At 62.0% G+C, this 24,602-nt stretch carries 22 protein-coding genes and 1 pseudogene; 15 read left to right on the top strand and 8 right to left on the bottom strand.

Annotated features, from left to right (window positions below):
• Positions 1-11: 11 nt before the first annotated feature.
• Entirely contained in the window at positions 12-1,850 is a 1,839-nt protein-coding gene (locus F0311_RS17695) for an ATP-binding cassette domain-containing protein (RefSeq protein WP_150463270.1), read from the bottom strand.
• Positions 1,850-3,142, bottom strand: a complete 1,293-nt coding sequence (locus tag F0311_RS17690) for an ABC transporter permease (protein ID WP_150463269.1) — start codon at positions 3,140-3,142, stop codon at positions 1,850-1,852. Before F0311_RS17690 ends, F0311_RS17695 begins: the two co-directional genes overlap by 1 nt.
• Positions 3,143-3,266: 124 nt before the next feature.
• Between F0311_RS17690 and F0311_RS17685 the strand changes: the two genes are divergently transcribed.
• The 5 genes from F0311_RS17685 to F0311_RS18230 all read left to right on the top strand — a co-directional run bounded on the left by F0311_RS17685 (position 3,267) and on the right by F0311_RS18230 (position 11,767).
• Positions 3,267-3,926 carry a TetR/AcrR family transcriptional regulator gene (locus F0311_RS17685; RefSeq protein ID WP_191090025.1) on the top strand — a complete coding sequence of 220 codons (660 nt, stop codon included), beginning with the start codon at positions 3,267-3,269 and terminating at the stop codon, positions 3,924-3,926.
• 417 nt (positions 3,927-4,343) lie between these two features.
• The gene (mobF, locus tag F0311_RS17680; RefSeq protein ID WP_223881469.1) at positions 4,344-7,856 is read left to right on the top strand and encodes a MobF family relaxase; all 3,513 of its coding nucleotides are present in this window, start codon (positions 4,344-4,346) and stop codon (positions 7,854-7,856) included.
• 113 nt (positions 7,857-7,969) lie between these two features.
• Positions 7,970-9,040: a DUF262 domain-containing protein gene (locus F0311_RS17675; RefSeq protein ID WP_223881468.1), complete on the top strand. Its 1,071-nt coding sequence runs from the start codon at positions 7,970-7,972 to the stop codon at positions 9,038-9,040.
• 825 nt (positions 9,041-9,865) lie between these two features.
• Entirely contained in the window at positions 9,866-11,242 is a 1,377-nt protein-coding gene (locus F0311_RS17670; protein ID WP_150463267.1) for a hypothetical protein, read from the top strand.
• 363 nt (positions 11,243-11,605) lie between these two features.
• Complete coding sequence (locus tag F0311_RS18230) at positions 11,606-11,767, top strand: hypothetical protein (protein WP_191090024.1); 162 nt, start codon at positions 11,606-11,608, stop codon at positions 11,765-11,767.
• Between the two features lie 4 nt (positions 11,768-11,771).
• Here F0311_RS18230 and F0311_RS17660 read toward each other — a convergent pair whose 3' ends face one another.
• A complete protein-coding gene (locus F0311_RS17660; RefSeq protein ID WP_191090023.1) occupies positions 11,772-12,071 on the bottom strand; it encodes an FAD-dependent oxidoreductase in 300 nt (99 codons plus the stop codon).
• 516 nt (positions 12,072-12,587) lie between these two features.
• Between F0311_RS17660 and F0311_RS17655 the strand changes: the two genes are divergently transcribed.
• The gene (locus F0311_RS17655) at positions 12,588-13,322 is read left to right on the top strand and encodes a nucleotidyltransferase domain-containing protein (protein ID WP_223881467.1); all 735 of its coding nucleotides are present in this window, start codon (positions 12,588-12,590) and stop codon (positions 13,320-13,322) included.
• An 83-nt stretch (positions 13,323-13,405) separates the two neighbouring features.
• On the opposite strand, the gene F0311_RS17650 is transcribed toward F0311_RS17655, so the two are convergent.
• Positions 13,406-14,953 carry a PH domain-containing protein gene (locus F0311_RS17650; protein WP_150463266.1) on the bottom strand — a complete coding sequence of 516 codons (1,548 nt, stop codon included), beginning with the start codon at positions 14,951-14,953 and terminating at the stop codon, positions 13,406-13,408.
• Positions 14,950-15,519, bottom strand: a complete 570-nt coding sequence (locus F0311_RS17645; RefSeq protein ID WP_223881466.1) for a PH domain-containing protein — start codon at positions 15,517-15,519, stop codon at positions 14,950-14,952. Before F0311_RS17645 ends, F0311_RS17650 begins: the two co-directional genes overlap by 4 nt.
• Before the next feature lie 99 nt (positions 15,520-15,618).
• On the opposite strand from F0311_RS17645, the gene F0311_RS17640 reads away from it, so the two are divergent.
• The 9 genes from F0311_RS17640 to F0311_RS17590 all read left to right on the top strand — a co-directional run bounded on the left by F0311_RS17640 (position 15,619) and on the right by F0311_RS17590 (position 23,155).
• Positions 15,619-16,221 (top strand): TetR/AcrR family transcriptional regulator, encoded by a 603-nt coding sequence (locus tag F0311_RS17640; RefSeq protein ID WP_191090022.1) that lies wholly within the window; start codon positions 15,619-15,621, stop codon positions 16,219-16,221.
• Between the two features lie 40 nt (positions 16,222-16,261).
• On the top strand, positions 16,262-17,371 hold the full coding sequence (locus F0311_RS17635; RefSeq protein WP_223881465.1) for a TRM11 family SAM-dependent methyltransferase: 1,110 nt from the start codon (positions 16,262-16,264) through the stop codon (positions 17,369-17,371).
• 169 nt (positions 17,372-17,540) lie between these two features.
• Positions 17,541-17,717, top strand: coding sequence for an AraC family transcriptional regulator (locus F0311_RS17630; RefSeq protein ID WP_150463264.1), 177 nt, complete (start codon positions 17,541-17,543; stop codon positions 17,715-17,717).
• A 240-nt stretch (positions 17,718-17,957) separates the two neighbouring features.
• Positions 17,958-18,158, top strand: coding sequence for a hypothetical protein (locus tag F0311_RS17625; RefSeq protein WP_150463263.1), 201 nt, complete (start codon positions 17,958-17,960; stop codon positions 18,156-18,158).
• Positions 18,159-18,423: 265 nt separating this feature from the next.
• On the top strand, positions 18,424-19,599 hold the full coding sequence (locus F0311_RS17620; protein WP_150463262.1) for an FAD-dependent monooxygenase: 1,176 nt from the start codon (positions 18,424-18,426) through the stop codon (positions 19,597-19,599).
• A 382-nt stretch (positions 19,600-19,981) separates the two neighbouring features.
• Positions 19,982-21,235, top strand: coding sequence for an ATP-binding protein (locus F0311_RS17610; RefSeq protein WP_317982630.1), 1,254 nt, complete (start codon positions 19,982-19,984; stop codon positions 21,233-21,235).
• A gap of 469 nt (positions 21,236-21,704) precedes the next feature.
• Positions 21,705-22,064, top strand: a complete 360-nt coding sequence (locus F0311_RS17600) for an ArsR/SmtB family transcription factor (RefSeq protein WP_150463259.1) — start codon at positions 21,705-21,707, stop codon at positions 22,062-22,064.
• Complete coding sequence (locus tag F0311_RS17595; RefSeq protein WP_150463258.1) at positions 22,061-22,570, top strand: SRPBCC family protein; 510 nt, start codon at positions 22,061-22,063, stop codon at positions 22,568-22,570. The genes F0311_RS17600 and F0311_RS17595 overlap by 4 nt, the downstream gene beginning before the upstream one ends.
• A 3-nt stretch (positions 22,571-22,573) precedes the next feature.
• The gene (locus F0311_RS17590; protein WP_223881464.1) at positions 22,574-23,155 is read left to right on the top strand and encodes a YdeI/OmpD-associated family protein; all 582 of its coding nucleotides are present in this window, start codon (positions 22,574-22,576) and stop codon (positions 23,153-23,155) included.
• A gap of 139 nt (positions 23,156-23,294) precedes the next feature.
• On the opposite strand, the pseudogene F0311_RS19175 reads toward F0311_RS17590, so the two are convergent.
• The 3 genes and pseudogenes from F0311_RS19175 to F0311_RS17580 form a co-directional block, all read right to left on the bottom strand.
• Positions 23,295-23,417 (bottom strand): annotated as a pseudogene (locus tag F0311_RS19175) (hypothetical protein); the annotation flags it as partial.
• Positions 23,418-23,482: 65 nt separating this feature from the next.
• Positions 23,483-23,971: a YbaK/EbsC family protein gene (locus tag F0311_RS17585; protein ID WP_150463257.1), complete on the bottom strand. Its 489-nt coding sequence runs from the start codon at positions 23,969-23,971 to the stop codon at positions 23,483-23,485.
• Complete coding sequence (locus F0311_RS17580; RefSeq protein ID WP_150463256.1) at positions 23,964-24,572, bottom strand: XRE family transcriptional regulator; 609 nt, start codon at positions 24,570-24,572, stop codon at positions 23,964-23,966. Before F0311_RS17580 ends, F0311_RS17585 begins: the two co-directional genes overlap by 8 nt.
• Positions 24,573-24,602 lie beyond the last annotated feature (30 nt).

Genomic DNA, 24,602 nt, shown 5'->3' with positions numbered 1-24,602 from the left:
TCACTGGTGCCTCACGGCAGGGAGGATGCACCTTCCGGCGGAGCCGCTTTCTCCTGGACCGTTGCAAGCATCATGGCTTCTTCCAGAGTTGAGTTGCTTTCGCTGATGTGAACCTTGCCCGCGATGGGCGTGAGCACCGCGGTCGCCTCTGCGCGGGTGATGCCGGGGAGACGGACTGCACGACCGTCAAGGAGTACCGGCAGACCTTCGTTGCGGAGAAGTCGGAACGCCTGGTCCCAGTGATCTGTTCGGATCACCAGAGACGTGTGCTTCGCGGTGATCTCCTGGGCGGTCCCGCTCGCCGACACCTCTCCCGCGGTGAGGATGACGAGGCGGTCGCACTGGGCCGCCTCCTGCATGTAGTGGGTGGTGACTAGGATTCCGATTCCGCGTTCGGCGGTCTCGCGCAGGTCTTTCCAGAGGCGAGCGCGGGTGAGGGCGTCCATGCCAGATGTGGGTTCATCGAGGATGAGAAGGTCGGGGTCGTGCTGGGATGCGGCGTAGTACGCGAGGACGCGCTGAGCGCCGAGCGGGAGCTTCGCGACAGGGGCGTCACCCAGGCCGTGCGCGAACTCTGCTGCTCGCGCACTGACGGGTACTCCTTGGACAGATGCGGCGAAGTGAAGGTTTTCGATCGCTGAGAGCGAGGGATAGAGCCCGAGGCCCTGCGCGACGTATCCGATGCGCCGTCTGGTTTCCAGCGATGGCTCCTCGCCGAAGAGTGAGCACGTTCCTGCGGATGGCTTCTCCAGCCCGAGGATGATCCTCATGAGGGTGGTCTTGCCTGCGCCGTTTCCGCCGAGTAGCCCGACGATCTCGCCGGGAGCGACGTCGAGGGAGACTCCTCGCAGAGCGGCAAAGGCCCCGTATCTGCGTTCGACATCGCTCGCCTGCACGAGTATCGCCGAGCTGGTCCTGGCGGGGGTCTCCGTCGTCACGTCACGTCGTGGGTCGGTGTGATCGGCATCAACCGACTTCTTGGCTGTCGGTTGCCTCTTCTCGTGCGTGTCTTCTTCTTCGAGCAAGAGTGCGATGCTCGTGTTCTCTAGATCGGGAGTGTCGGGCTCGAATCCCGCTGGCGCCGGTAGATGCGGGTCCGGTGTCCAGAGATAGGCGGTTGTGCCTCGGCGCCACGCGTGGGGTGACTGCCAGAGCATCCGCTCTTCGACGCTCGACTCCGAGCGCGTCGGTGCTCGCCAGATGCGGCCCGGGGCGTGCGCGATGACGTCGTCGGGTGCGCCGGATGCGAGGAGTTTCCCGTCACCCAAGAGGAAGAGTTGAGCGGCTCGTTCGGCCTCGTCCAGGTAGGTGGTTGCGAACACGACGGCGGCGCCGTCTGCTGCGGCACCGGCGATGAGCGTCCAGAGTTCGCCTCGACTCACGGGATCGACGCCCGTCGTCGGTTCATCCAGTAGCACAAGGCCGGGCTGGTGGAGTGTGGCCAGCACGAAGCCGAGCTTCTGCCGCATACCTCCGGAGAGCCGGCCCGCGACGCGGTTCCGCGCATGGTCGAGGCCGGCGCGGCGGAGCAACTCATCGGCGCGAGCACGTGTCCGTGAACCGCGTAGGCCATAGACGCGGGAGACGAACTCGATGTTCTCGTTCACCGAGAGGTTGCGCCAGACCCCGGCATCGGCGGGCTGATACCCGATCTCGCGCCGATCGTTCACTGCAATGCTCTGTGCTGGCGTGACCCTCACTCGTCCGGCCAGTGCTCGGAGCAACGTCGACTTGCCTGCGCCGTCGCCGCCGATGAGCGCGGTGACAACGCCAGCGGGGAACGTGCCAGTGAAGCCAGAGAGCGCCTGCACCTTGCCCAACCGTACGGAAGCGTCGTGGAGGGCGATCATCAGCGGGCTCCTCCGTGCGTGAGAGAGAACCGCATCCGAGCCGTTGCAGCCCCGAACGCGATGATCGCCATGCCGGTGAGGATCACCAGCGGAAGCCACAGGGAGGTAAGGCCCGCGTCACGCAGCATGACACCTTGCGCGATTTCGCGGAACCAGGTCAGTGGCAGAATATAGCCGATCCAGCGGACCCCGACTGGCATGGAGTCCAGGGGGAAGATCAGCCCGGAGAGCAGCACTTGGGGGACGACGAACATGATCGCCATCTGGATCGCCTGTCCGGTGTTCTGGGAGATGGAGGAGATGAGGACGCCGATTCCGAGGACCACGAAGCAGAACACCACGGCGGTGATCGCGAAGAGCCAGAGGCTTCCGGCGAAGGGCACGCCGAACAGCCAGACACCAAGGACGGTGACGATGGCCATGTCGATGATGGCGAGCAGGAAGTACGGGGTGATCTTCCCCAGGATGATCGCGCTGGGCCGCAGCGGCATCACCGCTAGTTGTTCGAGAGTGCCGGTCTCACGTTCGCGGACAAGGCCGATGCTGGTGATGAGCGTGCCGATGAAGGTCAGGATCAGTCCGATCAGCCCTGGCACCATGACCCACGATGTCTCCAGGTCGGGGTTGAACAGCACCGTGACCAGCTCATCGGGATTCAGCTCGGGAGCAGTGATCTCCGGCAGCTCGGGCATGCTCGGCTCGTCAGGCGGAGTGGGGGCCTCCGGCAACGGCTGTCCGGTCGCCAGCGCTGCCTCGATCGCAGCGTAGAACTCGCCCAGCTCCTCTCCGAACTGTTCCATCTGGGCCTCGAACCCGGCCGCCTGTTCGAGTGCGTTCTCGACGGCGTCCTGAACCTCGGCGATCCGATTCTGCGCATCCTCGGCGGCGAGTTGCACGAAGGTGGCCTGAGCAGCCTGCGCAGGGAACAGGCTGCTGCCGTCTACGTAGACCAGCATCCGGTCCGATAGCGCCGAGTCCGAGTCGACCCCGGAGGTAGTTACGATCACCGCGTCTGACTCCTGATCGCGCAGAAGCCCTTCCGCGTCGGCCTCGGTCAGCGTCGAGTCGACGTGGACGATGTCCAGCCCGTCGGCAGCCGTGTCGTACTCCGACAACTCCTCACTCAGCGAGTCGGCCTCAGCGCCGATGACGGTCACAGTGACGCGATCGACGGAGAAGTTCGCCGCGTAGCCGAAGATCACCAACAGCACGATGGGCAGCACCACCAGCATCGCCAAAGTGCGCCGATCCCGGGCAAGCTCCCGGAACTCCTTCACGATCAGTGCCAGCATCCGCCCCTACCTCCAGGTTTCATCCGTCGATGAAACTTACCTTACACCACGTTTCGTCGACGGGTGAAACACGCTGCTGGCTGGTAACGTTGAGGCGCAAGGCAACCGAGCGGAGGCAGTAATCGTGGGTGAGGGTGGGGAGTCGAGCGCCCCTCGACGCGGCCCGCGGCCGACGGACACCGCCTGGCGCGAGCAGATCCTCGACGCCGCGAGACGCGAGTTTGGCGAACACGGGTACCAAGCAGCAACCGTGCGCAGGATCGGCCACGCCGCAGGCGTCGACCCGAAGCTGGTCCACTACTACTTCGGCACCAAGGAAGAACTCTTCACGACCACGATCGCCGAGACGTTCCGCGCCCGGGGGTTCCCTGCGCTGCTCGCGCAGGCGTCTTCGCCGCCTGCGGACTCTGCGGGCACCCGCTACCTCTTGGCGGTCCTCACCGCCCTCGAAGACGACACGCTCGGACCGGGCTTCATCGGCTTGGTCCGCAACCTGGGCACACACGAGGAGTCCCGTCGCATCTTCGTGCGTTTCGTCACCGGTGAGCTCATCGAGCAGCTCGCGCCACGGCTAGAAGCTGACTTCGCGGAGGCTCGCGTCACTCTCGCGGGCTCGCAACTACTTGGCCTGGTCATGGCGCGATACGTGCTGAAGGTTCCGCCACTCGCCTCGCTCTCGATCCAGCAGGTCGCCCAGACCGTCGGTCCGACCCTCGACCGCTACCTCTTCGACGGCCTGCCACTGCACGGGAACATCGAGGCAGGCAACGACCAGAGACCTTGAGAATCGCCGGGCGGCAACGTCGACTCTCGGCCACAGAAGGGAGCGCGAGTAGGCCAATGAGTGCTGCGCCTGCTTGACGGGGGCACAACTCCATTCCCGAACGCAGCAAACTGCTGAACGGGATTAAGACCAAGAGCCGCATCGGTGACCCACCCGGCGTCCAAGCCCATCATCCACTCCACGAACGCCGATGCCGGCCGTGGTCCTGCGCCTCTACCGCCGATGACAGCGCGACCCTGCGAGAACACAACCCGCCACGTTGATCACCGTTCCGGCCTGAATACCGTCCACTATTCGAAACCGAAGAGCCGGCACTCGATCACACACAGTCTCCTACCCCACGTCCTACACGACCCTCGGATACGGCTGTCTCGTCCCCTCCCATCGCGGCGATCACTCCGCCCTATGGATGTACGTATGCTACCGTTGGTAGTTCACCGTGGCCGAGTATGCGATGTGAGGTGCGGGATGAAGGGTGGCGTGATCCTCTTCCGGGGTAACGGCACCGCTGCGCGCCGGTATCTGGAGTCCGACCGTGCGCAGGCTGACGAGTACTACTTGGAAGCTGGCACCGCGCTGGCGGAGTTCTCCGTCCTCGACCATGCCGGCAAGGTGGTCGGGGAGGGTGTGCTTGATCCGGAGCAGTACGCCGCCTGGGTGGACTGGATCAATCCGCTGACCGGTGAGTCGATGGGCACCCCACGCGAACCCGGGGACGGGCGGCAGGGTTCGCCGCGGTTCGCGGAGATGGTCATCAACACCCCCAAGTCCCTCTCTGTCGCAGCCGCCCTGCATCCGGAGGTCTCTGAGGCGTTGGATGCCGCGCAGAAGGACGCGATGGATCAGATGCGTGCCTGGCTGGGCCGGCATTCGGTGACGCGTGTGGGACCGCGTGGCAAGCAGGAGGTCGTGCCGGTCGAGCAGTTGGAGACGGTCTCGGTTGTCCACCGGACCTCGCGGGCGGGTGATCCGCATCGCCATATCCACTTCCAGATCGGCACTCGGGTGTGGGCGGCGGGTAAGTGGCGTGGTCTGGATACGGCGGCGTTGTTCAAGCAGCAAGGCGCACTCCGAGCACTGGGCACTGCGGTGCTGGCCGCGCACCCGCAGCTCGCGGAGACGTTGAACGAGCACGGCCTGACTCTGGACCCGGTGACGGGTGAGGTCATCGAGTTGGTGCCGTTCAACGATCAGATGAGCAAGCGTGCGGTGCAGGTGCGCAAGAACCTCGCTCGGATGGAAGCCGAATGGGAGGAAGGACACCCCGGCCAGGAGCCGGGGCCGGTGGTGCGCTCGAAGCTGGTCGCGATGGCTTGGGATCACGAGCGCCCTGCCAAGAAGCCCTCCCATCTGTCCACTGAGGCTGGGTGGCGCACAGAGTTGCGCGACGCCGGCTACACCCCAGAGACACCGCAAGCCGCGCAACCCCCAGCGGTCTCGCTCGATGACCTGAGGGTGCAAGAGGTTGCGAATCGTGCGCTGGATCGTTGCGCGGCGAGTGCGTCGACATGGACTCGGCACATGGTGCAGGAGCAGGCGACTCGGATCGTGACCCAGGCGGGAGTCCGCGCCGAACCTGGCGCGATCAATGAGTTCGTGGTCAGCGCAAGCCGTCTTGCCACCGAGGATTGCCTGTCGGTGCTGCCACCGGACGCACCGCAGGTTGATCATGTTGCGCACCTGACCAGCGTGCAAGTTGTCAGGGTCGAGACCGAGCTGCGCGACCTGCTGCAATCCCGCGCCACCGGCCGGACGCACGAGGCGCCTGATGTGAGCACGCTGGCCGAGCAACACGGGCTCGATGCCGGGCAGGTCGAAGCGGCTGCGGCGGTCGCCTCGGCCGATCCGCTGGTGGTCGTCGAAGGTGCCGCTGGTGCGGGAAAGACGACCATGCTCGGTGTCGCGATCGCCGCCGCACAGCAGGACGGTCGGTCCACGCGGGTGGTGGCGCCGACGAAGAAGGCCGCCGACGTCGCGGCCAAGGAACTCGGCGTGCCCGCCGACTCGGTTGCCAAGCTCGTCCATGCTCATGGGTGGCGGTGGAACCGCGACGGCGTCTGGACACGCCTCACTCCGGGCAGCGTCGATCCCGAGACCGGGGATACCTACACCGGCCCATCCGAAAACGTCCGGTTGCAGCCGGGTGAGCGCGTGGTGGTGGACGAGGCCGGGATGCTCGACCAGGACACCGCCCTGGCCCTGCTCACCGTCACCGCCGAGACCGGCGCGACGGTCGCGCTGGTCGGCGACCGCGCCCAGCTCCCCGCCGTCGGTCGCGGTGGTGTGTTGGACATGGCAGCGCAGATCACCGGCGCCACGATCGACATAACCGGCGTGCACCGCTTCACCGACCCCGACTACGCCGACCTCACCGTGCAGATGCGCACCGGCCAGAATCCTGCGCTGGTCTTCGACCGGCTCTATGAACTCGGCCTTATCCAGCTCCACGACACCGACGAGGCCGCCCACGAGCACATCGCGACCACGATCGGCGAGAGTGGGGCGATCACGGTCGCGACCAACGACGAAGCCCGACAGCTGAATGAGCGCATCCGCGAGACTCGGGTCCAGTCCGGTGACGTCGATGACGCCCGCACGGTCACTGGTAGCGACGGACTCGACATCGGCGCAGGCGACCTCATCCAGACCCGCAAGAACAACAGCACGTTGCAGGTCGCGAACCGGCAGACCTGGATCGTCCAACACATCGAGGACGACGGCACCGTATGGGCGAAAGAGACCGGCAGCGGTCGCAAGCACCAGCACACCGTCACCCTCCCGGCCGAGTACGTGACCCAGCACGCCCACCTGGCCTACGCCGCCACCGCCTACGGCGTCCAAGGCGCCACCGTCACCGAAGCAGACACCATGCTCTCCGACGGGCTCAGTGGCGCAGGCCTCTATGTCGGGATGACCCGCGGACGCAAGCAGAACCGTCTCCACATCGTCGCCGAGAGCCCGGACCAGGCGCACGGGCAGTTCACGGCCGCGATGGAACGCGACCGCGCCGATCGCGGCCTCGCCACTGCAACCCAAACCGCCGGTGCCGCCGTCGCCGGGCTGACTGAGGACGGGCCGGTCAACCTCGTCAACACCGAACGCGCACGCCTCACCAAGGCCATTGCACGGGCCGAGGGTGAGGTCGACAAGTGGCAGCAGGCCATCACCGCCTTCGCCGAGCAACGACAGGCACACCGTGCTGAAGGACAAGAGCACGAGACAGCCGTGGTCACGGCTGAGACGAACGCCGATCAGACACGTGCCGAGGTCACCGAGCCGCTGATCGAGCAGGCCACCCAGGACGGTAATGACTACCTGACAGCTCGCTCCGCGCTGCGGGAGGCCGAGACCGCCCATCGTTCAGCAGGCAGGCTCAAGAAGCGCACCACTGCCCGCACCCTCGACGAGGCCACCACGACGCACCGAGCCGCCGAGCAGGCGACGCGGGAACGGTGGGGCAGCCTCCCCCAGAGCACTGGAAGCATGGAGGCGTGGGCACGGGGCGTCGCGCAACAGCACGCTGATGCAGACCCGCGCCTGATCGTTGCCGACCAGCAGGCCGAGAACGCACGGACCGCCAAACGTGAACTCGGCGACCGGCAGAAGGCCGAACGCGCTGGTATCTCGCGCCGTTACTTCACCCGCGACCCCATCGGCACCTATCCAGGACAAGAACGCGCCGAAGCAGAGCTGGACCGCTGGCATCAGCGCGCGGACAACCTGCGTCGCGACCTGGACAGCATAGAGCGGCTCCCGGTCAACGAAGCCGCTGAACTCGTCTCCCAACGTCGCGCCGAGGCTCAAGCACGCCGCGAAGTCGCCGAACGCACCCGTGAGCGGAGGCAGTCGCAACTCGCGAACACCGACCTCGGCCCGGCACGGAGACCACCCCAGCGACCTGGACCTTCCCGCGATGGCATCGGAAGGTAACTGGTAGAGGTGGCAAGTTGGAGCCTCTAACACAGGAGAACATGCCAACATCGTCAGACGCCGAACACTCACGTCCCGCGACACGGGGCGCGACATCGAAGTAGACTCAGACTATGGCAAGAGTCGACCCTGCGCATCAGCGCGAAGAGCTGCAAAGTCAACGGCGTAAAGTTGACTTCGACACCTACGACATTACCGTCGATGAACTGGTGCGGCGGGTTTCGAGGGGTCGAATCGAGATATCTCCGGCTTATCAGCGACAGTTCCGATGGGGTCCGGAACGTCAGTCGCGTTTGGTCGAGTCAATTCTCTTGGGCATTCCTGTACCGCCTCTATTTATGGCTACGAATGTAGAAGAAAACGAGGGGCAAACCTGGGAAGTGGTTGATGGACTTCAGAGACTACTATCGCTTACGAACTTCTTGGGAGACAATAAGACTCGTAAAACAGCAAGGCTTGAGGGAGAGTCATTACGACTTCGAGATCTAGAGATCCTTCCATCAATAAACGGACTGACTGCTGACGAGCTACCCGCGGATATGCGGGAGGGGCTATTAGACCGTCCAGTCAAGGTAATCGTTCTGAACGACAAGAGTGATGTCCAGGTTCGCTTCGACTTGTTCGAGAGGCTCAATACCGGAGGGATACGTCTCACTGATCAAGAGGTGCGTGAGGCCGTATTTTCTGGCGACTTTATAGATTTGCTGACAGAACTCGCAGAAACGAAACTGTTTGACAAGACCGTCAATTTGCAGACTGGAAAGCACAAGGATGGTACGCCTCAGGACTTTGTACTCCGCTTCTTTGCCTTCTATGAGAGATACAAAGATTTCGACCATTCAGTCAAAGACTTCTTGAATGAATTCTGTGCTAGCGCCGCTGATGAACCCAAACTAGATGAGCGACGAATGCTTTTCACGGACACTTTTTCTTTCCTCTCCAGGGTCTTTCCGTCGGGGATTCATCGCGGCAAAAGGTCAATCACTCCTGTTAACGTCTATGAAGGTGTCGCCGTTGGCGCGGCTCTGGCGCTCTCGGTTGAGCCAAACCTTCCGACGGATCAAGACCTGGCTTGGATCGACTCCGAGGAGTTTCGCGAGTTGACGACGGGCGCGACCAACGATAGGAAGCGCGTCGTTGGGCGAATTGAGTTTTCACGGGATCGTTTCCTCGCAGGCGAATGATCAGCGTTCAGATACATCTTGATGATCTCGATGAGCGGATTGCTGCGATTAACCGCCTGATTCAGGCGACACACCCGGACTCCCAAGGCCACGGAGTTTCACGAGAGACGCGCGGACTGGCGGTAGTTCTACTTTTTGCAAGCTATGAGAACTTGCTAACTAGTCTGACTCGGACCCTTTTGGAAGGTGCTGTTCGGTGCGGAGTTAGCAACAGTCGCCTGCAACCTGGATTTCGCTTGTTTACGGTCGATTCCGCTGCCCAGTCTCTTCGGCGCGTGTCTGAGAAGAAGATCTACGTGCAAGCCCTGCCGAACCTTATTGATCAAGTGGGATCGCGAAGACGCCCTTGCTCGATAAACACCGATGCCTTCCCGTCGGACGGTTCGTACTTTCGACGATCACAAGTGCAGGTTTGGTGTGGCATATTTGGTGTTCCGAGACCCGATTTGTTGTTAGGTCGAATTTGGCAAAAAATTGATTCTGTAGTCACAGATCGTAATGGAATCGCGCATGGTCGACTTACTCCCGATATGGTCGGACGCCGATTCACCGAGGATGAGATTAAGTCTCTTGTGGCGGATTGGCATCATGACTGGTCCAACTTTCTGCGCGAAGTCGGTCGGCTCGCTTCCACCCGAGACTTCTTCCGGTTGCCTCGATGACGACCCTGACCCTGACTAGTGGTGCCGTGGCTGGCTGGTCGATCCCTGAGGATGAGGATCGCGTGTTCTCACTCACGATCACCCGAGATGTTGTCGCAGTTGGGGTCAGCATAGGACGAACAACGGCACATAGATCAGCAACGACCGCGATGGGAGTAGCCGGATGAGGATACTTTCGCTCGACTATGAACCGCTGTTCGGCGATGAGTACGACACGGCATCGACGTTTGAAAGTGATATCAGCGTTTTCGACTATGACATCGTGATCTGGGACCCGGAAGCGAGTATCCAGGGGTACTCATACTACGACCACTATCAGGGCTTGCCGAGTCTCACGGATCAGGAGTCGGCGCGCTTGAAGGCAGATGTGGACCGGCGCCGAGCCGAGTTTCGGGAGTATGTGGAAAGCGGGCGGACGCTCATTGTGGTCGCGAGGCCCCCGCAAACCCGCTTCGTCGCAACGGGTGAGGTGCGCACGTCGGGAACCGGTCGGAATGCCACTCGCGTGCGCGTGGTGGCTCAACTCGACATCATGTCCGCGATCCCGGCACCTGGGATTTCGTTTACCCGGGCGAGCGGTGATCGGATCAGTGTCGTCGGGCGCGGTCCCTTGCAAGACCATCTGCGTGTGAATGCGAAGCACCTTCGTTACGCGGCGACTATGGCGTCAGCGCCCGGATCGACCATTGCGACTGTGACGGGAATGGATCGCATCGTGGCCTCCGTTCTGCGCACGAAAGCCGGTGGCACCCTTGCGATGATGCCTCCTACATCCTTCAAAGGCGAGTGGGATGAAGATGGTGAGAATCAGGACTGGCCAGACGAGGCGCCAGCCTTTCAAGTGAGCCTGATCGATGCACTCATCGCGCTTGACGGGCTCGGGGAAGTTGAGCGTCCCGTTTGGGCAGACCGATTCACTACTCAGAATCAGGTGGGTATTCGAGCCGCCGTCGTAAAGCAAGAGGCGGCAATCGAAAGGGCTCGAAAGAAACTGAGTGCGCTGCAAGCTGAACGTGATGCTGCAGACTTGCGAGACCAACTCTACCTAGGTTCGGGTCGTGTGCTTGAGCTCCAGGTCAAAGATGTTCTCCAACTACTCGGGGGTGAGGTGAGCGAGCCCGAACCTAATCGAGATGACTGGCGTGTTGATTTTGATGGCACCCCCGCTGTTGTTGAGATCAAAGGTGTCACCAAGAGCGCCGCAGAGAAGCACGCCGCACAACTTGAGAAGTGGGTCGCAGGTGCTCTTGCCGACACTGAAACGGCACACAAGGGAATCCTCATTGTCAATACCTGGCGCGATTTGCCGCTGGATGAACGAACTGACGAAGACTTCCCTGCACAGATGATCCCTTACAGCACTGGGCGCAAGCATGCCCTCATCACTGGGCTAGAACTCTTCGTCATCGCCGCCGACATCGAAGCTGACCCCAAGAAGGCCAAGTACTGGCGGGACAAGGCGCTCTCGACATCCGGACGATTGACTGATGTTCCCGACTGGCGCGGATTCATACAGGAGATCACAACCGGTAATAGTTGAGTCGATCTACTCACCCTCCGCGGAATCCGGTGTTGACTCGGGTCGGGTGACCGGCTTCGTACGGTGCCACACCGTCGCGCGGTGCACATCGAACCGGTTCGCGATTGACATGACACTTTCGCCGTTGGCCTTCGCGGTTCGGATAGCGTCCACTTCCTTTCCCGTCAGCGGTGTTCGGGAGCGTCTCGTTGGGTTCGACACCACCCCCGGCTCGGGCTCAGACGCCGGTGGCTGCTCGCTCGTGATGCCCCGTTTCGTTTGGTCCCACGCCGAACTCAGCCGTTCGAGTCGGCGTTGGGTGTTCGGTTTGAGTCCACCCGCGTCCACCAGAAGGTCGTTGTTCAAACCAACGACATCACCGGTTTGAGTTCCAGACTCCGCCGTCCGTCCTTGCCGGCGGACGGCGAGGGTCTGGACGTCGGGGTTGAAGAAGACGTTGAACGGGACGCCGGGGTCACCGTGGATAGTGTCGTCGTCGGTGACGATGAGCTTGTCGAAGAAGGCTTGGTTGGCGATCCGGCGTAGAGAGTCATCGATGCTGAGGCCACACCCACTCCTGCCACTCGCCGAACGGTCCCGTCCCCAGCGGGGTCGGTTCAAGGTTCCAGCCCTCGGTCTGCTCCGGCACCCAGACCTGGCCCCGGGAGACCGCGGACGCACCGCCGAACAGCGACGCACTCTCCACGACCAGCACCCGAGCACCCACAGTCGCCGCGGTCAGCGCGGCGACCAGACCCGCCGCACCAGGCCCGGCCACAACCACGTCGTAGACATCACTCACATCGTCGAAGTCGATAATCCCGTCCGGCTGGTTCCGCGCTGATCCCATAACTCCAGTGTCTCAAGCCACTCCGACAATAACCAGGGCAGCTCAGCGGGAGTTAGCTCCGGATGCCCAACTGTGGTCTGTGGCGCCGTCGACGATCGCCTTGCACCACGGCGTCTTGTTGTGCTTGGCGGGCGTGGACGGCTTCGCTGACGAGGGTGACGAAGTCCTCGCTGCGGTTGGTCACGGGCCGCTCGCCGATGATCGGAGTCAATGAAGTCGCTTCCTACTTCGAGGCCGAACACCAGCTCGGGCGAATACCAGATCCCCACCCGTGTGACGATGAAGAGCAGAAACCGTAGACTGGGTGCAGGATTCCTGCCTGTGAGGAGTGTGCCAGCGGTGTGACGCAGTAAGTGGGCGAGTTAGGCCCCTCGACGTGACCGCACGATCCGAGGCCCATGCTGCCCGGCGGTCACTCAGATGTCTGCCGCGGCCATCACACGCTGCTTATGCGCAACCGGACCATCGTTCTTGCCGGTGCGCTCACACCACACCACTGTTCAAGGAGTTCTTCTCATGACCGATCACGCCTTCCTCCAACGTGTCTGTGCGATCCTCGCCGACCTGCCTGATGTCCACGCAGTCACCTTGGGCGGCTCACGCGCCCAAGGTACCGCCCATCCAGATAGCGACTGGGACCTCGGCATCTACTACCGCGGCGACTTCGACCCCCAACACCTCCGTGAGATCGGATGGGACGGTGAAGTCTCAGAGATCGGCGGCTGGGGCGGTGGCGTCTTCAACGGTGGCGCCTGGCTGAGCATCGAGGGCCGCAAGGTCGATGTGCACTACCGCGACCTGGACGTCGTGGAGGACCAGATCGACCGGGCTGGGCGCGGCGAGTTCGACATCGAGCCGTTGATGTTCCATCTAGCTGGCATACCCACCTACCTTGTCGTGGCCGAACTGGCGATCGGCCGCACCCTTCACGGCAAGCTTCCGAGTATCGAAACATACCCAGACCTGCTTCGGCAGAGTGCCGCACAGCGATGGGCAGGGATGGGCGATCTCACGCTGTCCTACGCCCAGCACAACCACGCCCCGGCCGGGCGGGTCACCGCGTCTCTGGGCTCCTCGCTGTTGCTGCGAGTCAGTACGCGCACGCGATCCTCGCCACCGGCGGAGAATGGATCACCAACGAGAAACGCCTGCTCAAATCCGCCGGACTCACCGGCATCGACTCCCTTGCCGCCGAAGCGACCGATAACCCGTCCGCACTCACCGCTCTCATCGACCGTGCTCGTAACCTGACCCGCTGGACCCTGGAGCAGGCGCACTGATCGGTAAGTGAGCGCGAACTACAGGCCGCTCTGGGCGAAGGATTTGGTTACCAGTCATCGTCTTGGCTCGATGAACGGGTCGAGTAGTCCCGGTGCGGCTTGGGCTGCAAAGCGGAAGGCTTCATGGGCATCGACGTCTGGTGCTTCGTAGATTCCCCATCCCGCCGCGGTCATGACTGACACCGTGCTCAGGCCGAGGCGGCGTTGCAGGATTGACTGGCGTACCGCGATCGTGCTGACCGCGTCACGCCGCAGCGCGGATGTCGAGCGGCTGAGCAACCCAGAGCGAGTGACCACGTAGTCACCATTGATAGCGTGCCCGAGCGCCCTGTAGGCGACGACCGCGCACACGACCAAGAGGGACCACAGCGTCAGCGCGATCCAGAGTGTCCAAAGCGGCACGATGCCGGTCCAGAGCGGCCATGCAAGAAGGCTGATTGCTCCGAAGGTTATCCCCGTGGCCCACCAGAGGCGCCGCCGAAGTGCTGCCGGCGGGTGAGGAGGCAGGGCAATGGTCAGCGGGCAGGGCTCTCCGAAGACGCGAACGGCGACATGGCGTGCGACCGAAATGGGGCCTCTCGGTACGAGTGCGGTCGGTTGCTCAGCCGACCACAGTCCCAGGCCGGTGGTGATGAGGTTGGTGTCTGCCATCCCCATCCACCGCCACAGCAACGGCTCATCGATGGTGAGACCACGCATCCGGGATTCGTCGCGGTTGACTTCGCGGGTGCTGAACAGGCCGCGGCGAGTTCGCAAGAAGGTGCCGTTGTCCGAGTGAACTCGCGCGAGCTCGAAGTTCCAGTTGGCGGTGAAGAAGTTGACGCCCAGGCCGATCACGCCCAGAGCACCGGCTCCTATGGCGATGATGGCGATCGTTGCTCCCAATCCCAGGCCCTGATCCGATGCGGTATCGCCGATGAACGACACGAGATTGATCCCGAAAGTTGAGGTGAGCCAGAACGCGACCCACAGCAGTCCCGCAGCGGTGAGATAGGCCCAGATGGTGAACATGTTGTAGATCACCCACCAGGGGCGAAAACGCGCGAACGGCTCGACGCCTGCGACGGGATCGGCCTGATCCGTGCCGTCTGCGGGGACAACCACGTGTTCTGCGCCGAGCAGTTCGTCACGGAGGCTCTCGGCATCAGATCGGGTCAAGGCATCCAGTGTGAATGCTGCCTCTCCGGCACTGGTCTGCTGGCCGGCGCCGATCGCCACCACGCGCAGTCCCACAAGGCGATGGCGCAGTTTGGCGTGGGCATCGACGCTGCGAATCCGATCGCGCCGGACGGCACGCGAGCGGCGAACGAAGACGCCGGTACGGCGCTGCACTTCGGTATCGGTGAGGCGGTAGGTGGTGAAGAGCCACCGCAGCGCGTCGCCGATGGCCCCGACGAGCCCAAGGAACGCGATCAATGCCAGCGGCCAGAGGTTGCCCACCGAGGGTGTCACCCCGACGATCCAGATTGCGATCACTCCTGGCGCCAGAGACAGCACCGCCTGGGCGAGGTCGACCCAGATGACTCGGATGCTCAACCGTCGCCACTGTTCTTCGATGGTTGGCGCCTCCTGATCGTGGACCGTTGAGGTCAAGATGCTCATGTCGCGTCTCCCGGGGTCAGCTCCGCCACCGCCGACAGGCGTGTGACGGCCTCCTGTGCGGTGCGGTGATCCAGTCCGTTGATGTCGATCGACCCGTATGACGAGGCTGTCGTCACTCGCAGCGTCGACAGGCCCAGCAACTGCTCGAACGGGCCACGTACGGCATCCACGGTCTGAATGCGCGAAGTCGGGGCAACCCGCCACTCCACCACCAGCCAGCCATTGGTCGCATAGGTGGCATCGTCGGTGACCTCCCACCGGTGGACGCGATAACGCCACCACGGCTCAACGAGCAGCTTGGCCAGCAGCACTACTCCCACGGCAACGATCGGGGCGATCAACCACGGCCGGCTAGCCTCCCACAGGACAGCCGTGACGACCAACGCCACCAACAGCGCTCCCCATCGAACGCCGGCACGCAGCATCCACCACCAGACCGCTCGGCGCTCAATACGCAGCATCGGCAGCCGAGGAGCAACCGTCTGCGACGCCTCGGTGGCGACCGCATCCGTTCCCGTGAGCACGCCGTTGTGGTTCTCCTGCCGGGTGGTGTCCGCCCTCGTCATGGTTACAACCTCATAGTCTCATGTCAGCACAGCAACCTCTCGTAGGTCACGTCGTCCTATAATAGATCATAGTGTCCGCTATGGACTACACTGATGTCCATGAATTCCACGGAGAAACCGATCCGGCGTGACCGCAGCCGGTCGATGGCCCGCACCCGCCAAGCGATCCTCGACGCAGCTGTGGAGACTCTCCGCCGCGACCCCGCCGCATCGATGGCGGCGATCGCCGAGACCGCTGGCACCGCGCGCAGCACGCTGCACCGCTATTTCCCCGAACGTTCCAACCTGATCGCCGCATTGCAGGAACTAGCCGACGAACAGGTCACCCGAGCCACAGAACGCGCCCGTCCAAACGAAGGCACCGGCAACGAGGCCCTGATGAGGGTGTGCCAGGAGTACTTCGAGCTCGATGAGCTGATCGCGGTGGCCTATGCCGACTTCACCCAGGGCGATGACCTCGAGACCCTGGACGACATGGACGCCGACTTGCTCGCACTGGTGGAGCGAGGGCACGCGGACGGCACCATCGACCCCACTCTGTCACCCGAATGGCTACACATCCTGCTCTGGCATCTTCTCGATGCGGCGTGGTCGATGACCGCCACCCGCAGGGCCACGAAGCACGAAGCCCTCACCCTGTGCCTACGAACACTCGACAAACTCACCAAGCCGAGCAACCCGCAATCGCAGCAGACCAGTTGACCTCATCACTCGATCCAAAGCGAGCAGAGGGATGAGAAGCATGATCGACGCACAACGCCCGACCTCCTACGAGCGAATGCCAAACACTGCATGCGAGCAGGAGTTCGCCATCCTTCTCGAACCCTCGGCGAATCGCGTGTACTCCGAGAACGCCGTCAACATGCTCCGCGCCGAGGTTGGCGTGTTCGATGAGTTCCTGATCGACGGTGCCATCGGGAACGTTCGGGTCAGCACCGTCGCGGCCGCTCCCTGCCTACGGTTCTCCGCCGATGGCTTGACCAAACGTGACCTGGACTGCCTGGCTAACCTGTCGTCCTCCTACGTGTTGTTCGCCGTTCACGACGAGTTACTGATGCCTGTCGCCGGCACGCCTTTGGATCGCTACGATCACGATCTGCTCTCGATTCTGAAGTATCGAGGTAAGACCAACGAGCAGTTTACGAAGCTCCTGATGAACGTCACAGCCGCGACAATGAACTCGGTAGACGCGTATCTGAATCGCCAGCTTCGCGTACTCGACCCGCTCTGCGGTCGTGGCACCACTTTGAACCAGGCGATCATGTACGGGTGGGATGCCTACGGAATCGACATCGATCGCGGCGACACTGGCGCATACAGGGCGTTCATTAGTCGTTGGCTAAAGGACAAGCGGCTAAAGCACACGCTCCGCGAGTCACGAGTGCGCCGAGACGGCAAGACGCTTGGTCGCCGATTCTCAGCGGAGTTCGCCGAATCCAAAGAAGAGTACAGGGCAGATCGAACGCAGTTGATTGACGTACTGACCGCCGATACGCTGCATGCTGCAGATCTGCATAGTGGTCGAGGCTTTGACCTCATCGTCACAGACGCTCCCTACGGAGTCCAGCATGGCGCCGTCAACTCCCAGTCGAAACTCTCTCGAAACCCCAGTGCATTGCTTGAAGAAGCCATGACTGGCTGGTCAGCCGTACTACGACCTGGGGGCTCGATTGGTCTGGCGTGGAACACACGCCAAACGTCGCGCCAGATACTCGAAGCAATCATGTCTGCTGAAGGGCTACAGGTCGTCGAGGGTGACCATTTCCAGGGATTTCATCACCGAGTAGATCAGGCCATCGACCGTGATCTCATTGTTGCCCGAAAACCCCATCGACGAGACCCAAGCGCGTGAACTCATCGGCATCACAGAATACGAACTCCCAATTCTGGAGCCCCTTTCTCCGGCGGCCCAGATAAGCGGGACGTGGCCTCGGCTCTTTGCCGCACCCGATCGAAGATGTCGACCAATCATCGGATCCACGCCCAGTCAGCTCTCCAGGGTGAAACCCAAGGAGGCCGACATGGAACAGTGGAACCACGTGATCGACGAGATCGAGCGTCACCTCGACGGCCACATTGACGTTCCTGCACTGGCAGAGTTGACCAGCACCACAGAGTTCCACTTCCGCCGGATCTTCTCCACCCTCACCGACATGCCTATTTCAGAGTACGTTGGGGCTGATGCAGGGATTAGGTGACGAGCCTGACTGGGTCGTCTGCAGCGAGGCCACGCACCGCTTCTTGTGGTGCTCGGGTGGCGTGGCCAAGGACATGGCGTGCAGTCGGTTCGTCTCACGGCCTCGGGTCATGCCGCTACAGCTGATGGTGTTTTACCGGGAGAACTTCCCGATGGCAGCTGCAATCTTTGGAAGCAAAGAGCTGCTGACTAGCCACCGGGCTGCGATGCACCAGCGGGGCCTGGGCTGAGAGCACCTTCGGTGGCACTCGCACGCTATTTGGAGGGTGAATCTGAACTCGGACGAGTCGACGGTGCGGCAGATCTGTGCGCGGTAGCACGGCTGCTTACCGGTGCAGCTCTGCCTGAGGCATTCCTCGCCGCCTATGCCCATGAAGCATTGTCAGCACCTCAGGAGACAGCACGACGCTTAATTCGCAGCCTGAACTTTTCCAGCGCCTAAGGCCAGTATGTCCCGGGGAAAGTCCTGCCTGCCCAAGTTCGGTCGCATTTAGCAGCCGAATTAAAGTGTCGGCGGCACGGGCTGCATAGGCAGGTTTGGGCAATTCGGCAGAACTCCCAGTGACATGGGACTCAGATAGTCACCTCATCCCATGGAAGTGATCATCGACGCTGGAGAGCGTCTTGTTTCCAGAGGTGAGATCCGAGTCAGCAACGATCTGATGTACGCACTGCTGGTCTTCGGAAGCCGGTGATAAGTTCAGGGCATGAGCTATAAGGCGGGTCGCCGGGCTGTGGTGGTCGGCGGCGGAATTGCGGGGCTGACTGCCGCAGCGAGTCTGCTTCGTGCTGGTTGGCAGGTGCGTGTTCTCGAACGAGCGATCGCGTTCTCTGAGGTGGGCGCCGGTTTAGGCATCACTGCGAATGGTCGCCGCGCCTTGGCCGCCATCGGAGCGGAGGCGGTATTGGCCCGAGACGGCACTCCGATCCGGCCTGTAGGCACCCGGCTCATGGACGGCAGCTGGCTGATAAAACTATCGGCGGCTGGCCAGCCGGGGACCCAGATGTACGGAATGCACCGGCAGCGGCTGCACGCAGCTCTGGTCGAGGCGGCCTGCGGCGCTGAGCTAAGCACGGGCTCCCAGGTGGTGGATGTGCGTCCCGGGGACACAGGCAGTCCTGCTGTCGTCTCTGTGCAGACAGATCAGGGTGAGGATCAGGTCGAGGCCGACTTCCTTGTCGCTGCTGACGGCCTGCGCAGCCCAACACGGAAGGCTCTGTGGCCGGATCGGAACGTCGTCGCCAGTGGGTACACCAGCTGGCGCGCAGTGATTGCTGCACCAGGGGCCGTCAGCTCTGAGTTCGCGATGACCTGGGGTCCGAATGCCGAGTTCGGCGCGCTCCCGGTCGGCCACGGAGAAATCTACTGGTACGGCTATGCGAAGCTTTCTCCTGGCACTGTGTTCGATGACGAAAGGCAAGCTGCGCGAAAGCGGTTCGCCAAGTGGCACGACAATACACAGGCACTGATCGCCGCAACGGCCGCGGATCGCCTGATGCGACACGACGTATGGCTGTTGGACCGACCGCTAAAAAGCTACGTGCGGGGTCGAACAGTGCTGATCGGCGACGCCGCCCACCCGATGCTTCCAACCTTGGGGCAGGGGGCAAACTCCGCGTTGGAAGATGGGGTCACAGTGGGTCGGGTGGTTTCGCCGACTGTTGAGGACATTCCAGCTGCCTTGCGTGAGGTGGATAGACAACGACGACGTCGTACTCAGGGCCTAGTCAAGCAATCTGCGGCGATGGCCCGACTGGGGGCGCACCTGGGTCCGGGGTGGAAGCAGCGAGTCCGCAACGCCGCCTTTCGTCGGATTCCTCCTGCTATGGCTGAACGTTCCGGCGGTGGCTTCCTGAACTGGCAAGTACCTGATCAGGTATGACGTGAGACTGGCCAACACCACTGGATGGTAACCGAACTCAGTCGGGTTCAGCAGCCGAATAAGGTGTACGCCTGCCTACGCAGGCCTGGACGCGAATTTTCACGGGACCACACATCACTCAGCCGGTTGCATGAGTGATGACAGTCTTGCGGGCCTCATTCCCCTTGAGAACATGCCTGATCAAGGCCTCGATGGGCTTGCGAAGGTTTGAGAAGCACCTACGGAGCTCCGATCATTCGCGGAATGCGGTTCCCCGTCAAAACGGTCATGCGCATGGTTGCCAATGACATGCGTACTGGACGGATCCGGCAGATCCAGTAGCGCAGGATGTCTTCCACATAGTGCAGAGAAAGTAGCGTAAATTATGCAGAGATTGTAGCGTATGGATATGCTTTACTCACGCCGCAGTGTGGATGATCTGCTTGATGTTCTTGTGCAAGAGGCTCCAGCCATTGCCCTCGATGGGCCCAAGGGTGTGGGGAAAACAATGACCGCGTCGCGTCGTGCTCAGCACGTCTGGAATATGGAGATCCCGGAGCACCGTGAACATGTGATAGCCGACCGCACTTTGGAGAGTCTTCCGGAGGGTGTTCTCTTCATTGATGAGTGGCAGAACTACCCCGACTCATGGAACGCAGTTCGCCGCGCGGTGGACAACGGGGCAGGGCCCGGGCGGTTCCTCCTAGCGGGCAGTGCGACTCCACGGCCCGGTAGTGGAACCCACAGTGGAGCTGGGAGGATCCTCTCGATGCGGATGCGACCCATGGGTTTGCACGAGCGGGGTCTGAACAATCCAACTGTGAGTCTTGGCGCGATACTGGCGGGGGAGCAACCAGAGGTCTCTGGGGCTACTGACTTCTCAATCCGTGACTACTACCATGCGATCGTCTCCAGCGGATTCCCTGCGGTTCACAATAAGTCGCCAAGGATGCAGAAGAGTTTCTTGGACTCGTATTTGCAGCGGGTCATTGATCGAGATCTTCCGGAGCAAGGGTATTCGGTGAGGCGTCCGGGAACATTGCGACGGTGGCTGAAAGCGTATGCGGCGGCATCGTCCACGACATCCACGCAGAAGAAGATCCTCGATGTCGCCGGAGAAGATGGAGAGCGCCCCGCCCGCAGTACCGCCAATGCTTACCGTGAGTTCCTCACTAAGCTGTGGTTACTTGACCCAGTTGAAGCTTGGAACAATGAGTCCAATCCGTTCAAGCAGCTCCAAACTGTACAAAAGCACCAGCTAGCCGATCCCGCGCTGGCGGCCAGGCTGATGAACCTCACCGCTCGAGGGCTGACTACGCCACCAGCAGCAGATAGGGCCGGGAAACTCTTCGAATCGCTGGTGACTTTGACCGTCAGGGTGATCGCCGAGGCTCACGGAGCTTCCGTCGGACACCTCCGCTCGTATGACAATCGGGAAGAAATTGACCTTATTGTCGAAGGAGACGAAGGCCAAATCATCGGAATCGAAGCCAAACTCTCTCCTGACTTCAGAGACCACGAGGTCAGGCATCTGAAGTGGCTGCGTGAGAAGATGCCCGACGACGTCGTCGACCTCATGGTGATCTCCACAGGTAGCACTGCATACCGCCGCGCTGACGGAATAGCTGTGGTTCCCCTGGCGCTTCTTGGTTGCTGAACGTGGTGGCAACTTAGCTTCATATCCACCGAATCCGGCTGAGTCAGTGGGGCCGGAGTTCTTCGTCTTCGGTGATTTCTAGGTGGGTGTAAAAGGCCTGGTTCGCCAGCCTGCGGTTGCCGTCGTCTGAGGCGGCATACATGAGCTATGCGTCTGTCAGCAGTTGTAGGGAGTCGGTATGGAAGGATCGGGCGTTGCTGGTGTGCTTGTCGTGTAGCCAGCCGGTGCTCGATATCGGCCAGGTCTGTGCGGATGCGATCTTGGTGACGCTTCTAGGTGGCCAGATCGATGGCGTCAGCGAAGTGAGCGGCCAGCATCTTGTCCGATTCTGCTTCTAGGCGTGCACGATTAGCTTGCGGTTTCTTTATTTCCTGGTTCCGGTCAGCGCGGTAGAGACCTCCCGGGCCGCTGAGCGCTCCATACTGAAGACATATTCCCTAAGAGGAATATGAGTGCTATTGTGTAGATCATGCATGCGAGCACCTTCGCCGCGCTCGGTGAACCCAAGCGGCTCGAGATCGTCGAGTTGTTGCGCCGTGGTCCGGTCTCAGTGGGTGACATCGCCGGCACACTTGGCATCCGTCAGCCACAGGTGTCCAAACATCTCAAGGTTCTGCGCGAGGCCGGCGTTGTCGAGGACGAGCCCGTAGCGCGCCGCCGTATCTACCACCTCGTTCCGTCAGCGTTCGAGGAACTCGGTGACTGGGTCGAGTCCTTCGAAGCGCTATGGGAACGCCGGTTGGACTCCCTCGGGGACCTCCTCACCACGATGCAGGCCACGAGGTCAGATGCGCAGACCACCCCCGAAGAAAAGGAGGGATCACCATGATCCTGCAGGTATTCAGGAAGACGCACGAACACATCTTTGAACGTACTTACACAGCGCCTATCGCTGATGTGTGGCAGGCGTGGACACAACCCGAGCTGCTGCGGCAATGGTGGGGCCCGGAGAAAACCACCATCCCGGAGTGCGAGGTCGATCTGCGCGTCGGGGGTCGGCTCCGGATCGTCATGGAGGCGGGGGCAGAGATGGGCAGGTATGCCGGCACCCGTTGGCCCCTTGAGGGTACGTTCACCCACGTCGACGAGCCGCATCGTCTTGTCTACGAGGCGAGGTCGTGGACCGAAGGTGAGGAGGCTGCGACTATCGACCACGTCAATGAGATCGTGTTGTCAGCGCGAGGGAGCCACACGGTGGTCAACCTCCGAATCCACGTGACCAAGATCGGCTCAGGCGTGAAGGCCCGACTGGCCGCATACGGGATGAAATGGGGCTACAACGCTCAACTGGACAAACTCGACACGCTGCTGTCGTCACCCCGCAAGGAGGCATGAAGCATGGAACACTTCGAGAATGTGGACGCCTACCTCACAGACTCACAGCAGTGGCCCGAGGAGATCCGAGCGTTACGTCCCATACTGGTCTCGGCCGGCCTCAACGAGCACATCAAATGGGGTAAGCCCTGCTACTCTCACAACGACGCGAACATCGCGATTGTCCAGGAATTCACCGATAATCTCGCGCTGATGTTCTTCAAGGGCATCCTGCTGGACGATCCCGCAGGTGTGCTCGAAGAAGTTGGGCCGAACTCGCATGCTGCCCGCCGGATGACGTTCACATCAGTCGAGGACGTCCAGACGAACGCCGATGTCATCACCGTGTATGTCACCGAGGCCATCACCATCGAGAACGCAGGCACTGAGATACCCCCGCGACCAGAGGAGGAACTGGCCCCGGAACTGGCCGAACGGCTCGCTGAGAACGCCGAACTCGCCGAGGCCTTCTACGAGCTCACCCCCGGGCGCCAGCGTGCGTACAACCTCCATGTCTCTGGCGCGAAGCGATCCACCACCCGCAGGCAACGTGTCGACAGAATCGTGCCGCATATCGCCGAAGGCAAGGGCCTGCACGACCGCTGAGCCGGTCACGCCGCCCACGAACGTGACATCGTGACTCCAGTCCATGCACCCAGGCCCGTGAACTCCCCTTCCCTTCCATCGGCCGCGGGGAGTGTATGCGAGTTATGTCGTAGCGCGTGTCTTCCCAGACCGTCGCAGGGTGAATTCCGAAGCGCCTTGCAATTGAGGTCGTGCTGTCACCGCCGGTACGGAGAGTTTGAATAGTTTCCACTTCCCTGTCCGTCAGCCGTGTTCGGTGGTAGTTCGGTGCCAGAATATTCACAACCCCCGTTCCTGTGGCTGGCGTGAATACTGAACATCAATCTGACGTTCGAGATCAGCCAGTCATCACTCGGCAGCGACTTTCAGCACCGATCCGCGTGTGAGCGAAACAAGCTCATCGAAAGTCAGACGAAAGACCGTGTGGGGTGTACCGGCAGCCGTCCAGATCGTCTTGTATTCGCTCAGCGCCTCATCGATGATGGTCCGCAGCAAGGTCGGATGGCCGATGGGTGCCACACCGCCGATCGCCTGTCCGGTGATCGCTCGAACCCGCTTGGCCGAGGCCATCTCGATCCGAGACGCGGCGAGTTGCCCCGCCAAGAGGTCTGTATCTACGCGGTGTCGACCACTGGTCAAGACCAGCACCGGATCCCCGTCGGACAGGAAGACGAGGCTGCTTCCAATTGCGCCGATCTCACAGCCGAGCGCTGCGGCCGCCTCGGCCGCGGTGCGAGTGGAGTCCGGCAGCTCGAGCACTGTAGCGCTCAGCCCCGCGTCGGCGATCGCGCGCTGCACGATCTTGCTTCGCTCCGGCAATGGGCGCGCGTCACTCACCGTGTTCTCCCGCAGTTTCAGGCGTCATGGGATAGCGCATCACAAGGACGGTGCTGCTTCGGTGAACCAATCCTTCGTAGAAATGGTCCTGGTCAGCGAGGAAGGTATGGCTCTGTCCGCTGATGAGATGGGCGGGGTCGTCGCTCACCCCCACCGCAATCTCTCCGCTGACGACGGTGATGCTCTCTACAACGCCCTGTGTGTGGCTGCGGGACTTCCTTCGCCCCCGGAAAACCGTCATCCGGTAGACCTCGACGACCTCGGCGGACTCGGTCCACCGCCCGATAAGTTCGGCGTCGATGCTCTGCCCATGGACATGCGCTCCATGAGGCCGACCACGCACGAGATCGCTGCTCTCCGTCAAGAGCAGATCACCCAAAGGCACGGACAGCGCAGTGGCGATCGCGAACAGAGTGTCCAGCGTCGGATTTCTCTGGCCACGTTCGAGCTCGGAGAGGGTCCCCTTGCCGAGGCGTGTTGCAACGGCCAGTGCGGTCAGAGAGATTCCGTGCTGGGTGCGCAAGTCCCTGATGCGCCCCCCGACCGACGCGGAGAGATCGGGGAATGAAGTGACGGTGGCTTTAGGTTGACTGCTCGGCATGGGGACAGCATAATCGTTCTGTAAACAGAA

Source organism: Nesterenkonia ebinurensis (assembly GCF_008711175.1).
Classification (GTDB): domain Bacteria; phylum Actinomycetota; class Actinomycetes; order Actinomycetales; family Micrococcaceae; genus Nesterenkonia; species Nesterenkonia ebinurensis.
This window is presented reverse-complemented; position numbering and strand designations above follow the sequence as displayed.